Raw genomic sequence first — 16,108 nt, forward strand, 5'->3', positions numbered from 1 at the left:
GTCTAAAAATACCAGCCAACCCCGGTAAAATATTGCTGGATCAAACCGCCATGGGTCAGTGGGCTATCGCTCACTGACTGGTCGTATTGGTAATGACGTAAACCCGCATAGACACCAACATCGCTATTACGCAAGCGATAGCTAGCGATCAATTCAAGTTCTGCTGACCATCCAGCGTCTGCACGGTACACCGACGGCTGCCCTTCCCTGATTTCTTTTTTATCGATGCCAAAATAATAGTTATTAAGCCCCGCACTTTGTCGTTGCACACCCGCCACGCTTAGTAAAATGACTGGACGAGGCAGTCCTAAGTCTAATTCATCACGCCGATACAGCAGCAATTCCGTTTCGCTACTGCGATGACGTTGGCTAACATCTTGTAGCCAAGCAAAGCGCGCAAACCAGCCGTGGGGCAAACGCCGCCCTACTTGCAGGCCCGCTTCCAATGCAGCTTTGCGTTCGTCCAAATCGTAGCGACTTAATACATCACTGTTGTCGATCTGCTGCCGAGACAAGGTACTGTGAGTGCGCAGATTACCAACTGCTGAGGCAAACCAGGTGCCATCGCGATAAAAGTTATGGCCAAAGCGATTGGCCTCAATAAACACAGAGCCGTACCCACCAAACACCAACAGTGCAGGTGTTGTATGCGTCGGCACATCGCGGAATACGCTAATTCGATGATTTGCTGCTAACGACCATAAACCATAGGCGGGCTCGGTGAAAGATGACCAAGAGTAGTTGGACTCAGCAACGGCAGTTTGCTGCAGGGCAATCGCTGCGATCAATGTCATCAACCCTCTTCCTGCTCGCGCTAATGCTATGGTCATCTAAATTCTCACTATGATGGCAAACCATTTCCCAGGCATGGTCACTGCGAGTGTGTGCAGTTGTGCATTAACATAGCATAGGATTCCTAGCCACTCTCCTCAGGGTTTATCTAGGGCGCCTCTGAATAATTCGGTGCCCGCTCTGGATCGCCAGAGGATTTCAGATCACGAAGCCGGTTTGCCGCTCTAGCCAGCTACAGCAAAAATCGGCGACACAGAGCTGAAGTTCTCTGGCGCTCCCCGTAGGGCTGTGCAGAATTATTCAGAGGTTCGCTAGCAGCCTGTTGAAAAAGTCTTTTCGGCTCAGCCTTTCGGGCTGGCTCGGAATCACGGTGCAGAACTGGACCCTGTTTCACTTATGGCACGATAGTCTTCTACGGTTAGCACCACCGAATCTGAGCCGCCGGTATCGTCCACCAAGGTCACCACATATTCGCCTGCTGGTGGACTGATGTATATGGGCACGTAAGGCTGATCCGAGTCAGCAATCAGCTTGTCATCCAAATACCATTTAACGCGTTTAACCCGATTCGTGGTGGCACCCTGTAACTTGATTTGCTGCTCTTGCGCCGTTAACTGGTCGTGGCGACGAATATACACAGCGCCGGCAACAGGCGATTGAATCACAGGCGCAAAATAGCGCTCGCCCGCCATCTGCTGCGCTTGATAGGCCGGCACTTGGGCGACAGGCATACCATGGCGGTGTAAAAAAGCCGCCAACTCCGATGGCCATACCGCGATGATTTGCTCTTTGCCGTCGACAACGACTTTCTGCATCACTTGGCAGATTTCTGTAGTAACCGGCCCAGTCACTTTAGGTACGTACAACTCCCGCGTGCGATTGGGGCAATAGCGATTGCCAGGCAAACCACACAGGTCGCACACCCAGCGTTCTTTCACTCCTTGAGGCCGACCAAACCATTTCACCGGATCACGCACCAGCGATTGAAATAAATCAAAAAATAACGGTGCCGCCGCACTGCCCCCACCAAGCGCTTAGCCGGCGTGCCATCAAAGTTACCCGCCCATACGCCGATGCTGTATTCCGGGTGATAACCCACGCTCCAGGCATCCTGATTGCCGTAAGACGTGCCGGTTTTCCATGCCACCGTGGGTAAAGACTGGCTGTACTGCCATATCGCTGGAAAATCCGGCCGCTCCACATCCGTCATCATATCCGTCACCAACCAACTGGCTTCCATGCTCAGTATTTTTGTCGCGGGCGGCACATGGCCACCCAATTGGCGCAGCGTTTGATACGGCTGATACTCGCCATAGTTGGCCAGTGCGGCATACAGGTTGGTTAACTCCAATAAACTGACCTCGGCACCGCCCAACACCAACGGCAAACCGTAATATTCCGCAGGCTGATCCAAGGACGAAATACCGCCCTGTTTAAGTAGCTGATATAGCTTATCGATGCCCAATTGTTGACTGAGGCGCACCGTCACAACATTGAGAGAATCGACTAACGCCTCTCGCACCGTCACTTGTCCACGAAAAGTTTTGGCATAGTTTTGCGGGCTATAACCCGCCACCGAAAAAGGAATATCGGCCAACTGAGTTTTTTCTGCGACCAGCCCTTCATCAATGGCCAACCCATAAAGAAAGGGTTTAAACGTGCTGCCGGGCGAACGCAATGCGGTGGCGCCATTGTTGGCCCCCTCATATTGGCGGGCAAAGTAGTCAGCAGAGCCTATCAACGCACGCAACTCACGCGTTGCCGTATCCAGCACGACGACCGATGTATTATGAATGCCCTGCCCATGCAAGCTGCCCATGTGTTGCTGCACGATATTTTGCGCTCTGGCCTGCACCACAGAGTCAATGGTGGTATAAAAATCCGTTTGCTGCGGATGTTGTTGCTTAAGCCACCAAGCCAGATGCGGTATTTCGCTTGGAAAGGATAAGCGCTGGCGTGGCACAGGTTCATCCATGGCACGTGCAAGCGTCGGTTGATCGATCAAGTCCGCCGAATGCATTTTTTGCAGCAAGGCATTGCGTTGCTCTCGCGCTATACCTGCATTGCGGTCTGGGCGAAAACGGTTGGGTGATTTCGGCAGCACTACCAATAAAGCCATTTGTGCCGGACTCAACTGCGCGGCAGGCTTACCCCAGTAAGCGTAGGTCGCGGCATGCAAACCTTCTAAATTGCCACCGTAGGGCGCTATCGATAAATAATGTTCAAGTATTTCCGCTTTGCTAAACCTTAGCTCCAGCTGCAGTGCACGAAACATTTCGATCAGCTTGGCAGAAACGGTGCGATCACTCCGCTCCAGCATACGCGCCAGTTGCATAGTAATGGTACTGGCACCAGAAACGACTTCTCCAGATGTGACATTGGCCACCAATGCCCGTAACACGGCGAGAGGGTTCACCCCAGGGTGCTGATAAAAAAATTGATCTTCTTGCAGCAATAAAGTCTGCACATACAAAGGCGGCAAGTGATCGATGTCGACCGCTAGGCGAAAAAAGTCGTCATCAGAAATGATGACATGAATCAGCTCATCGTGGCGGTCATAAAAGCGATAGGCCTGTGGTGCTTGCAGCTTTTCCAATGGCAATGGCACCAGTAGCAAAGCGCAATAAAACAGCAGGCTTGTTAACAAGCCTGCTATAAGAAAACCCGTCAATAATATGCGTTTCGACATGGTTATTGCATGGGCAAGACTTTCATCGAGCTTTGGCCAGACAAGGAATATTTATCTTCGTCATACATGGCTTCCGCTCGCACGGCAGGAATAGCAAAGTTGCCGACAGTGACCGCACGTGTGGTGTAGTAATACACCACCTCTTTTTCGTTTAACGTCATATATAAGTTCATACGATCGTCACGAATATCTGTGTGGTCCGGCTCTGCCGTTGAACTGAGCCAAGGAATGTCCGCAGACGTACTCAACCTGGCGTTTTCAATCTCCAATCCCATCGGCAATAGATCGGTTACGGCAACGTTATGCACAGTGCCCGCAGTCGAAGACAGGCTCAGCTGTACGATGACCAGCTCACCCTGGCGAATGTTGTTAAGATCCACTTTTTGTTGCTCAGTGTTCAGGTATTGGCGTCGAACACGTAGCCCATGATCTTCGCTGCCGCTATTACTGGAGGCAGAAATACCGTCGGCTTGCCAATAATAATTGGCCTCCGCTTCACCTGTGGTTTCAATGCGTACATTGCCAGCCAATAGGTCCACCGTGGACAAATCCACGGATCTATTCACAACCTTCTCGCCGCTCGGCAAAGTTACGATGACATCGCCTTTTTGAATTTTCGATGCCTTGGTAACGGCTTTGCCCAATGCCATCAATGCCAACGCATTGTCTTGCGTCGAGCGCCAGCGACCACGGTAACGCTGAGACGACAGTTTATCGACCACCAAGGGCACCACATCGGCATTTGGTTGAACCTCAATTAAGGCATCCAGCAGCACCGCCAAATCACGGCTATTCGAGGCAAAGGTGCCGCTGGTTTCACGATAAGGGTCATCGTATTCGCCAATGCTGGTAATGTCTGCCACCAACTCATTGGCGGTCGACTGCCGGCCGGCCAGCATAAAGGCAGCGGCTAAGCGTGCACGGTCGTGCGGCTTTAGCTTGCGTTTATGATGCTGCAGCAATGCATTCATTTCTGAAATATTGGCGTTGCCAGCCAGTGCTAACACGTACAGTGCGTACACTTGATGGCTTAAGCGATAGCGACCTGAATAACCGGCCTGGGCATCAAACTTATTCAGCACGTCTTGGCTCAGGCGGCGTTGCATTTTATTCCACACCGTTGCATTGACCTCAAGTCCCTTATTACGGGCCTCGGCCAGGAAATGTGCAGCGTATAAAAAGGCATAGTTATTGATGTTGTGAGAGCCAGACCAATACGAAAAGTAGCCATTTTCCAATTGCATGCGCTCGATTCTATTAATACCTTGGCGCAAATAATGGCGCGGTGTATTCGAGCGGAATTCATAGAAGTCTGCATTTTTGGCAAATTCTTCGAAATACAGCAACGGGAATAGCTTAGACGTTGTTTGCTCAAGGCAACCGTGTGGATATTGAAGCAAATATTTCAAACTGCCCTTGTACTCCAGCAGTCCGGCAGGCGCCACGCGCAGCGCTTGCACTTCAGTGCCGGGCCTGAATACCTGCGGAATTTCTACCGTATGCGGTGTCGCACGATCGACCAACCCTGTATTAGACAAGCTAATATAATTGCCAGCCGAGCGCACCGGCACGCTGATACGTTTCACCGTTTCTTCACCCAAGCCGGTTGCGCGCAAGGTAAAGTGACTCACACCAAGCACATCGCCGACATTAAATGAAAACGACCCAGTGGTTTCTCCAGCAGCTGGTAAACGCACATTGATGCGCTCATTGCCCAGCAAATCGACCTTTTCATCGTGTTCTATGGAGACCTGAATATCACCGGTATTATCCGTGCTATTAAACAGGGTAAATGGCAGTTCGAAGTGATCGCCATTGGCCATAAAACGTGGCAATGATGGTTTTAATACCAAGTCATCTCTAACCACCACTCGCTGCTCGGTAGAGCTAAAGCGCTGGTCGCCGAAGCTGACCAACATCAAGCGCAGGCTGCCATCAAATTCAGGTACATCGAAGCTCACTGTTGCTGTGCCATCAGCATCAAATTTTTGCAGACCAGACCAAAGTGCCACGCTTTTCACTCGCGCGGCCGCTTCCGGATTCACTCGTTTTTTCTTAATCAAGGCACGTGCTGGCGCACTACCGGAGGGCGAGATGGACGCCAGTATTTCATCCTCAAACGGTACCACCCATGGGTATATGCTGTAATGCGAAACGTCTAACCGCTGTTTGCGCGCAAAAGCAGCCGTCATATCCGGCGTCTTAAAACGCGTAAGATCCAGAATGCCTTCGTCAACGGCGGCCAGCGTAAAGTACATCGGGCCGTTATCCAGGCGATCGGTCGCCACCTTCACGACCAGCTTGCCGTTAGGCGATACTTTAGCGGGTGCATCGATGGTTAATTGTGGACGCCGTTTAGGGTCCTGCACATTAATATTGAGCAAGCCTTTGGCATAGACAGGCTGATCTTTACTGCCCTGTGATGCGGGCTTCACCACCATGGCACTTAAATAGAAGTTCGGGAAATAGTCCGCCTTCACCGGTATGCTGACCCGCATCGTTGATGCCGACATTTCAATGGTTTTGGACCACATCACATCATCGCGTTCGGCAAACAGCATCAATCGCCCGGCAAAGGGAGCTTGAATATCAACTTCGATGGTTTCACCACGTAACGCTTGCTTAGTACGAGCCCGCATCATGATCTTGTCCGGAGCTTCTACTAAGCTGACATTGGAGCGCGGGCCACTGACATTAAAATAATGGCGACTGACTTGCCCACCGTTAAGGTCGGTGACTTGCAAGTAATGCTCCCCAGAAAACTCCGTTCGATAACTGAACTTTTGCTCGCTCGAGTCTTGCTTGATGAGCGGAACATCAACTTTTTCAGTCACATAGCGATAGTAACCTCGTTCATTTTTGCGAAAGTGGGTGACCTTGCGTTTGCGATAAACCTCATAGCGCAGCGCGCGTTCATCACTCGCTACTGCTTCACCAGCAGCGGTAACGTTGACGGTTTCAAAGGTCACCAGCTCACCAATTTCGGCGGTTTTATCCGTTAGTTTCTGAATACCAACGTATTGCTCAAATAACTGCACCGGGATCTTAGCGTACTGCGATACACCTCGGCCGCTGTCGTCGATTACCGTGGCACTGTAGTGCAGGTTCAAGCCGATCGGAGAGTCGATATTTTCAGGTACCGAATACTCGTACTGATAGTGACCTTTATCATCTAAGCGTGTTTCTAGAAGGTCGCTATCTAGCTGCTGGAAGCGATGATCATCATGACCAAACGTGTAGCGCTCAAAGCCTTTGGGTTTAAAATAGGCTGGCCTTAAACTGATGTTGGCATTGACCTTGCGCCCAGCCGAGGGGGGACCAAACAAGTTATTTGCCTGTACATCAAACTTAAAGGTTTTACCCGGCAAAGCTCTGGCGCTGGCGGTATCCAGTTCTACTTTTATTTTGTTGGGAATAAACTCCTCAACCTTGAACTTTCTGGTGCCAATATTTTGCTGACGCCAGTACAGCTCTGCTTGCCAATTACCCGTGCGCGCGTCGACTGGCATATCGTAATCGAGCACCACTACTCCGGTATTGTCGACCGTGAAGCGCTCGCTGTAGCGTTCCGTGCCAGTCGGATCTTTCAACTTGGCCACCACCACCGCTTTATTTGGCAAGGCACCGTCTTGGTCACGAACCACGGCGATGGTATGTACTTTATCACCCGGCCGATACACACCGCGTTCACCATAGATATAGGCTTGCAGTAAGGATGCATCTTGGCTGCTCATCACCCCTTGAACATCATAGCCAGTGAAGCTTTCCTGCTGGCTACGCAAATCTAAGAAGGACACTTCATCGCCGCGATTCGCTAACAACACATGGCTATTATTGGGGTCAGAGTTTTTTAAACGAACAAAGCCGCTGGCATCGGTCTTGCCCGAAGAAACGCTTTGGTTCCAGCTGTCCACCAACTCAACCTGCACTCCAGCCAATGGCTTTGCTGTGTTGAGCGACAGTGCCCACGCATATACATGCTGGCCGGTTCGCCGTGCTACCAAAGCAATGTCCGATGATAAAAACCACCGGCTACTGGTTTTGTTAGCATCCAATAATTGCAGCCGGTATAGCCCCTTGCGGTTTTTGCTAAAGAGCTCGGCCAGATCAACCTCGGTAATGAGCTCTTTATTGTGTACATCATCGCTATGAATTTTCTTAACGGAATAACTTTTACGGAATATTTCTTTGCCCGTACTGCCTAAACCACCCCTGTTGCTCAGGCCGTTATTCAAGTACTCACGTATGTTCGATGCATATATCTGATCGACCGACAACTGAAAGCGATTGGCATTGGTGGTCTTAATGCGAATGTTTTCAGAATCATAACGAGGCAAAATATTGCCTTTATGAGCAAATTCGACAATGCGTTCCAGATTGTCAGTCTTGGCGATGTCCTTCACCAACTTGTTCGTCAATGCACCATCTGCCGCTAATAACCCTTCCTTGATGGTATAGCTGTAGCGCGTATCCGGTTGAAAATCCGCTTCGACCAGATAATAAAAACTACCTGAGGAAGACGAGGATGAATCCACAGATAGGTGATAGTCCAGTTCCGTGCCGGAGCCAGCCTCTGCAACCGTTAAAAAGCGTTTAAGCTTCTCAGGTTCAATCGGTGCATTGAGGCGTAAACGGGCATTAAAGCGATTGTTTTGATGGCGATAATAAATTGATCGAATGTCGATGAAGCGCGGCTTTTCCTGTAGGAAATTACTGGCGTAGTTATTGTACATCGTGGCATTGCCGCCAACGGCTGGTACACCTTTGTCAATCTGATAATACACCCGTCGATTTTCATTGGGGCGATCGACAAAATCACTAATAACACGGAAATTCTTGACCTTGTTTTTGGGCTGCTCTGTGGTGATGTTATAGATCAAGGGCACTTCCACTGTTTTGCCGTCGACCACATTGTTAGTCCACAAGGTAAAGCGCTTCTCGACCTCATCAAATGTCGTCCATTCACTCAGTTCGATATCGATCAAAAAGCGCTGTTTCAGCGGGTTTTCGTCATCAAATTCAAAGCTGGCCTGGGATTCTTTCACTCGCTGATATGGGGTATGAAAACGACGAGTTTCGACACGTGGAACGCCGTCTTCATCCAGGTCATTCCAAGTAAATTCAGCACTGGCAATTTTCGCAGGCGAGACCGTCACGCTGTAGTCAGTTGACGGAGCCAAGGGTTCACTGGGCTGAAGCGTCAGCCGATTGTCTGCAGTCCAGCGCCAATCTCCAGTGATGGCGGGAGTGACTTGAACCAAACCGGAAGTGTCTTTATCGCCAATGGCTAGATCAGCGGGTCGAATGTTTTTATCAAAAGTGACTTCAAGATCCGTATTACGCTGGATCTTACCCGCCGGCCTAACAAATCTAAGTGCAACTCGATTTTTTGTGGTGGCTATTTTGTAGTCTTGCTGATCCCAATGACTGTGCTCACGCGGCAGCAGCTCATCCGACAGGGTCAGTGTCACCTCTTTTTCAGGCGGCCAATACGTTTTGGGAGTTAGCTCCAGTAGCGACGCCGTTTTCCACTCAAACTGATAGTCACGCTCCATATTCCATTGCAGCGGTAATAGCTCAGCGACCACCTTGCTCGATGAATAGCTGCGACCTACTTTGACATCAAGTTTTAATGACTTATTAAATACCAGCTGTATGATTTCATCCGGCTGGTATTTCGGCTTGACCTGCACATTGATGGTATCTTTAGGCACTGTAAAGGTGGCTTTTTCACTGCCTTTTGCATAATGCTGCTGGTGAAAATAGAGCAGTTCCTTGGTCAGTGAAACTTCATAGCGTGTTTCTGGCTGCCAGCCTTTCGCCGGAGTAAAACTTAATAAGTAGTCAGAGAGCCATACGAATTTACCTTCGATGGCTGGTTTAAACTGAATGCCACTGGCGACACCGTCTTGGCTGTAGTGCTTACCAAATGGTCGATTAAACTCCAACCAGATGGACTCCTCAGCATGCACTGTGTCTGTTAAGGCGTACTGAGCTTTGTTGCCAAAAAATTCTGTGCCGGATGGTGCAACACCGGGTATGCGGTAGAACACCGGACGAATCACATTTTCTGCCGTGGTGAAATTCAGTGTGGTGGTTCCCTTCCACTCGAACCTTGGGTCCGGATTAAACCCCGGGCTTAGTGATACCTGATATTCGGTCAGCTCAGACCAAGGGGTCGCCGGTTCAAAACGCAGCTCATCGGTGCTTTTCCAATGATATTGACCGTCGATGGCCGGTGTAATCACAATGGGGGCGTTGGCGTCTAGATCGATTTTGGTACCGACCAACCCTTGTGGCACCAATGGGCGCGAGAATTTCAAATCCAACACAGCTTCTGGATCGACGTTTTCGCCGCGCAAACTGACGTTATGGATCGATTGCGTTCGCGGCCTGACCACAAAGCGACTGGTGTTTAAATCGCGGTTATTGGTCCAGTTGCGGTCGCTTTCACGGTTGACCTCGGGTAGAAACGTCACCTCAATTTCGCTACGTACCGGCCAGCCCTGCTCGCTGGGTGTGAAACGCACGGTTTTGGCGTTAATCCAACGCCAGCGGCCATCGACTTGCGGTGTCATTTTAACCGGCATCACGGCGTTGGATTTGTCTTTATTTAGATCAAAGACCCCCACCATATTGCCTGAAAACTCGAAGGTGATGGGGGTATTCCAATTAATCCCGTTTTCAAAAGAAACATCACTCACATACACATCGTTCGACGTTGTTGTCAGCGCCAAGCTGGTGTCACCACTCCACACCTGAAAATCCGCATTAATCAGTTTGTCGGGCTCGATATCAAAGCGATAAGTGGTGTCAAAACGTGGTTTTTCGGCGGTGAAATTAAACGTCAGTGTCTGGTTATCTGACCACTGGTAATACCCTGTTGGTTCAGGCGTCAGGCTAATAAAGGGGAGTTCTTGCGGTTGCAACTTAACGCGTTTGCGAAACTTGGTGCCCACATGGCCATTAAAAACAATGGCGATCTGATTGTTCAGTGCTTCTGGAGCATGCTGGCTACGCGTCGTCGGCAGTAAGTCGTTCAGTGACACTTGTTCGACAATGGTGTTAAAAGACAGCGAGCGCGGCAACGGCGCGACACCGAGATAATGCCAGAGCTGTTGCTCTGCTGGCGGCAAGGCACTGTTTAAGGTCAATGTTTGGTTAAACGGCGTCGGGCGTTTAAACCGAATCACTTCTTTAATGCCGTCCTCTTCCAGCCAGCTGGCAAACCGGGCCTCTACGGCCTCACCGTTGGCATTGAGTAGTTGCGTGTAATCAGGATCAAACTGTGGCTGGCTAACAGCAAAGCGATAGGTAACAACAATTTCGCCACCTTCGGGGTCGATCTCTGTGGTCTGCGTAACGGCTTTCAGAGTTTGCGTGATGCTGTATTGATAACCCAGTACAGCGACGGCGCACAATAACAATAAGGCGACAGCGATGTTAACCAAGCTGCGACGAGAAGGAGTGGTATCTTGTTCTGCCTGGGAGGTTTCCATCGGCGTTTCATCAGTCATATGCGGTTTCCATGCAGAGACCTAAATGGGTAACTGCTATGGCCTGCCTGCAGCATGCCTGACTCACACCGGGGCGCTGGCCCCATGCTATCCCTAGCAGTCGTTATTTCGGGGGCTCCAAAGGAGCATAAAAAAACCCGCGCTGGCGACAGTGCGGGTTTTTTAACTGCGACAAACTTAACGCTTGCCCAGTTTTTCGCGGATCTGCTGAATGGTGCGCAGTTGCGCCGCCGCTTCGGCCAGCTGGGTCAATGCACGCGAATAATCGAAATCTGCGCCTTGATTTTCCAGTGCCTGTTCGGCGTGCTTCTTCGCTTCCAGAGCCGCCGCTTCATCCAGATTGTCTGCCCGTACCGCAGTGTCGGCCAATACCGTGACGATATGTGGCTGAACTTCCAAGTAACCGCCGGAGAGATATACGATCTCTTCGCCGCCACCTTGCTTAACGATACGGATCGGACCTGGCTTCAGCGGTGTCAGCAGGGGAGCATGACCGGGTTCAATACCCAGCTCACCCATCTCACCTGTGGCAACCACACGCTCAACCAAGCCTGCAAACAGGCTTTCTTCCGCGCTGACAATATCGCAGTGGACTGTCATTGCCATAGTCGTTTCCTCTGTTGCGGTGCGGTCAGCGCGGCTGCGCTGACCTCAACCAGTTACAGCTTTTCCGCTTTCTCGATGGCTTCGTCGATGGTGCCACACATGTAGAACGCCTGCTCAGGCAGTGCGTCGTAGTCACCGTTCAGAATGCCTTGGAAACCACGAATGGTTTCTTTCAGAGAAACGTATTTACCAGGTGCACCGGTAAATACCTCGGCCACGTGGAATGGCTGAGACAGGAAACGCTCGATCTTACGGGCACGGGCTACCAGCTGCTTGTCTTCGTCAGACAGCTCGTCCATACCCAGAATCGCAATGATGTCTTTCAGCTCTTTATAGCGCTGCAGAACACCCTGTACACCACGAGCACAATCATAGTGTTCGTTACCGATCACCAGAGGATCCAGCTGACGTGAAGTAGAGTCCAGTGGGTCAATCGCTGGGTAAATACCCTTAGCAGCGATGTCACGAGACAGTACAACAGTCGAGTCCAAGTGCGCGAAGGTGGTCGCTGGCGATGGGTCAGTCAAGTCATCCGCAGGTACGTATACCGCCTGGATCGAGGTAATCGAGCCAGTTTTCGTCGAGGTAATACGCTCTTGCAGAACACCCATTTCTTCAGCCAGCGTTGGCTGATAACCTACCGCTGAAGGCATACGACCCAACAGTGCAGAAACCTCGGTTCCCGCCAGGGTGTAACGGTAAATGTTGTCAACGAACAACAGTACGTCTTTACCTTCGTCACGGAACTTCTCAGCCATGGTCAGACCAGTCAGAGCCACACGCAGACGGTTGCCTGGGGGTTCGTTCATCTGGCCGTAAACCATTGCTACTTTAGAGTTAGGCTTGTTTTCCAGGTCAACAACGCCGGATTCTGCCATCTCGTAGTAGAAGTCGTTACCTTCACGAGTACGCTCACCAACACCCGCGAATACAGACAAACCTGAGTGTGCCTTAGCGATGTTGTTGATCAGCTCCATCATGTTTACGGTTTTACCAACACCGGCACCACCGAACAGACCAACCTTACCACCCTTAGCGAATGGGCAGATCAGGTCGATTACTTTAATACCGGTTTCCAGCAGCTCAGTGCTGTTGGCTTGCTCGTCGAAGCTTGGCGCCTGACGGTGAATAGAAGCACGCTCCTGCTCACCAATGTCGCCACACTCGTCGATAGGACGACCCAGTACATCCATGATACGACCGAGGGTTTCAATACCCACAGGTACCTGGATAGGTGCATTGGTGTTAGTGACAGGCAGGCCACGCTTCAGACCTTCTGTCGAGCCCATCGCAATGGTACGAACCACGCCGTCGCCCAGCTGCTGCTGCACTTCAAGCGTGGTTTCAGTACCATCCACGGTCAGGGCGTCGTAGACCTTAGGCACGTTGTCGCGTGGAAATTCCACGTCGATCACGGCACCGATGATCTGTACGATACGTCCGCTCATATACGGTTCCTCTTAACCTAAATACTTTGCTGCCGGGCTATACCGCCGCGGCACCGCCAACGATTTCAGAAATTTCCTGGGTAATAGCTGCCTGACGTGCTTTGTTGTACAGCAAGTTCAGCTCATCGATCATGCTGCCCGCGTTATCGGTGGCGTTTTTCATCGCCAGCATACGTGCAGCCTGCTCACAGGCATTGTTCTCTACAACACCCTGATACACCTGTGATTCGATGTAGCGCAGCAACAGACCATCAATGATGGAAGCCGCATCAGGCTCATACAGGTAATCCCAGGAATGGGTTCTGTTATCGCTTTCGTCTGCCTCAAGTGGCAGCAGTTGTACGGTTTGTGGCTGCTGCGTCATGGTGTTGACGAAGTGATTGTGCATGATAAACAGGCGATCAATCTTACCTTCGTCATACGCATCCAGCATGACCTTGACCGAGCCAATCAGGCTGGCCAGTTCCGGCGCGTCGCCCATGTGAGTAGTCGACGCCAGCACGTTACCGCCAAAGCTAGAGAAAAACAGGTTCGCCTTTGCACCGACGGCGCAATAGTCGACTTCAACCCCTTTGTCTTTCCATTCTTTGCTTTGTTGTGCCAGGCGCTTGAACAAGTTGTTGTTCAAACCACCACACAGACCACGGTCGGAAGAAACCACGATAAAACCAACGCGCTTAATGTCGCGTTCTTCCAGATATCGGTGACGATACTCGCTGTTGGCAATGGCAAGATGGCTGGCTACCTGACGGATCTTATCCGCATAAGGCCGGCTCTCTTGCATGCGCAGCTGAGCGCGACGCATCTTACTTACGGCGACTTTTTCCATCGCTGAAGTAATTTTCTGCGTGCTTTGTACGCTCGATATCTGCTCTTTAATCTCTTTTCCGACTGCCATAATTTAAGCTGCCTTCAGTTGAGTTAAGCCAGCTGGCGGCTCACACCGCCAGCGCCGGACTTACCAAGCCTGAGTGCTTTTGAACTTCTCAATACACTCTTTCAGGCCAGCGGCGATATCATCATTGAAGTCACCCTTCTCGTTAATCTTCGCCATCAATGCAGCGTATTCGCTGTTGGCGTAAGCGAGCAGAGCGGCTTCGAATGCCTGAATCTTGTCCACTTCAACGTCGTTCAGGAAGCCTTCGTTGGCAGCAAAAATCGACAGACCCATTTCGGCAGTCGACATCGGTGCGTACTGACCTTGCTTCATCAGCTCGGTCACTGCACGGCCGTGCTCCAACTGGGCGCGAGTCGCATCATCCAGGTCAGAAGCAAACTGTGCGAACGCCGCCAGTTCACGGTACTGAGCCAGAGCCAGACGAATACCACCGCCCAACTTTTTGATGATCTTGGTTTGCGCTGCACCACCAACACGAGAAACCGAAATACCGGCGTTCATCGCAGGGCGTACGCCTGAGTTGAACAGGTTGGTTTCCAGGAAGATCTGACCGTCGGTGATCGAGATCACGTTGGTCGGTACGAACGCAGATACGTCACCGCCCTGGGTTTCAATGATCGGCAGTGCCGTCAGTGAGCCAGTTTTGCCTTCCACACCGCTGACTTGCTTGACGTAGTCTGGGTTCACGCGACATGCGCGCTCCAGCAGACGTGAGTGCAAGTAGAAAACGTCACCCGGGTAAGCTTCACGACCTGGAGGACGCTTCAACAGCAGTGAGATCTGACGGTATGCCCAAGCTTGCTTGGTCAAATCGTCATAGACGATCAGTGCGTCTTCGCCACGGTCGAGGAAGTATTCACCCATCGCACAGCCACTGTAAGGGGCCAGGAACTGCATTGCTGCAGGATCCGCTGCACCGGCAGCGACGATGATGGTGTGTTCCAGAGCACCGTGCTCTTCCAGCTTGCGCACTACGTTAGCAATCGAAGATTGCTTCTGGCCGATGGCCACGTAGATACACTTAACGCCAGTGCCTTTCTGGTTGATAATGGCGTCGATCGCCATCGCTGACTTACCAGTCTGACGGTCACCAATGATCAGCTCACGCTGGCCACGGCCGATCGGCACCATGGAGTCAACGGCCTTGTAACCAGTCTGCAATGGCTGGTCTACGCCCTGACGAGCAATAACGCCTGGTGCAACGCGTTCAACCGGAGCTGACGTGTTGGTGTCCAGAGGGCCTTTGCCATCAATTGGGTTACCCAGCGCATCAACGACACGACCCAGCAAAGCTTCGCCAGTCGGTACTTCCAGAATGCGGCCAGTACACTTAGCGGTTTGACCTTCTGCCAGACCTTTGTAGTCACCCAGGACTACCGCGCCAACAGAGTCGCGTTCCAGGTTCATGGCCAGGCCGAAAACACCGCCTTCAAATTCAATCATCTCACCGTACATAGCGTCGGCAAGACCATGGATACGAACGATACCGTCGGAAACAGATACGACGGTGCCCTCGTTCTGGGCTTGTGAAGTCACATCGAGACTTTCGATGCGTTTTTTGATGACTTCACTGATCTCGGATGGATTCAGTTGCTGCATGCATCGTCCCTCAAACTAGGATTTCATCGCTTCGGCTAACTTCGACAGCTTGCCAGTGACAGAGCCGTCGATTACCAGATCGCCTGCACGGATGATGGCACCGCCGATGAGTGATTCATCGACTTCGCTGGTCAGTCGTACTTCGCACTGCAAACGCTTCTTCAGTGCTTGCGCCAGCGTATCGGCTTGTGCAGAGCTCAGCGCCTGAGCTGAAGTAACGACCACATCTACGGTGTTCTGTAGTTGTGCCTTCAACTCTTCGTACAGAGCGGCGATTTCAGGTATCAGCGTCAAACGCTTGTTTTCAGCCAGAGCGGCTACCAGATTTTTTGCGGCATCGTTCAGCTCATCGCCACACACATCGATCAGAGCTTGGCCCTGTTGTTCGATGGTCAGTGACGGATGAGTCAGCACGACGGCCAGGTCGGCGTTCTGCGAGCAGGCAGCCAACAGCGACAGCTGTTGACTCCAGGCATCCAGCGTATTGCTGTCCTGGGCCTGCGCAAACACCGCCTTGGCGTATGGCCGAGCGAGTGTTGTTAATTCAGCCATGGCAACC

The 16,108-nt window shown here is 51.4% G+C and carries 9 protein-coding genes; all 9 read right to left on the reverse strand.

Annotated features, from left to right (window positions below; all coding sequences use genetic code 11):
* Positions 1-2 precede the first annotated feature (2 nt).
* The 9 genes from CHH28_RS03940 to CHH28_RS03980 all read right to left on the reverse strand — a co-directional run bounded on the left by CHH28_RS03940 (position 3) and on the right by CHH28_RS03980 (position 16,101).
* The gene (locus CHH28_RS03940; protein WP_157729766.1) at positions 3-794 is read right to left on the reverse strand and encodes a MipA/OmpV family protein; all 792 of its coding nucleotides are present in this window, start codon (positions 792-794) and stop codon (positions 3-5) included.
* 363 nt (positions 795-1,157) lie between these two features.
* Positions 1,158-1,730, reverse strand: coding sequence for a hypothetical protein (locus tag CHH28_RS03945; protein ID WP_157729767.1), 573 nt, complete (start codon positions 1,728-1,730; stop codon positions 1,158-1,160).
* Positions 1,731-1,753: 23 nt separating this feature from the next.
* Positions 1,754-3,481, reverse strand: a complete 1,728-nt coding sequence (gene pbpC, locus CHH28_RS03950) for a penicillin-binding protein 1C (protein WP_094059087.1) — start codon at positions 3,479-3,481, stop codon at positions 1,754-1,756.
* A 2-nt stretch (positions 3,482-3,483) separates the two neighbouring features.
* Entirely contained in the window at positions 3,484-10,998 is a 7,515-nt protein-coding gene (locus CHH28_RS03955) for an Ig-like domain-containing protein (protein WP_094059088.1), read from the reverse strand.
* A gap of 177 nt (positions 10,999-11,175) precedes the next feature.
* A complete protein-coding gene (locus CHH28_RS03960) occupies positions 11,176-11,604 on the reverse strand; it encodes a F0F1 ATP synthase subunit epsilon (protein WP_094059089.1) in 429 nt (142 codons plus the stop codon).
* Positions 11,605-11,657: 53 nt separating this feature from the next.
* On the reverse strand, positions 11,658-13,052 hold the full coding sequence (atpD, locus tag CHH28_RS03965; RefSeq protein ID WP_094059090.1) for a F0F1 ATP synthase subunit beta: 1,395 nt from the start codon (positions 13,050-13,052) through the stop codon (positions 11,658-11,660).
* A gap of 37 nt (positions 13,053-13,089) precedes the next feature.
* Complete coding sequence (atpG, locus tag CHH28_RS03970; RefSeq protein WP_094059091.1) at positions 13,090-13,950, reverse strand: F0F1 ATP synthase subunit gamma; 861 nt, start codon at positions 13,948-13,950, stop codon at positions 13,090-13,092.
* A gap of 60 nt (positions 13,951-14,010) precedes the next feature.
* A complete protein-coding gene (gene atpA, locus CHH28_RS03975) occupies positions 14,011-15,549 on the reverse strand; it encodes a F0F1 ATP synthase subunit alpha (RefSeq protein ID WP_094059092.1) in 1,539 nt (512 codons plus the stop codon).
* A 15-nt stretch (positions 15,550-15,564) separates the two neighbouring features.
* On the reverse strand, positions 15,565-16,101 hold the full coding sequence (locus tag CHH28_RS03980) for a F0F1 ATP synthase subunit delta (protein WP_094059093.1): 537 nt from the start codon (positions 16,099-16,101) through the stop codon (positions 15,565-15,567).
* Between the last annotated feature and the right edge of the window lie 7 nt (positions 16,102-16,108).

The sequence above is a fragment of the Bacterioplanes sanyensis genome, assembly GCF_002237535.1.
Lineage (GTDB): Bacteria > Pseudomonadota > Gammaproteobacteria > Pseudomonadales > Oceanobacteraceae > Bacterioplanes > Bacterioplanes sanyensis_A.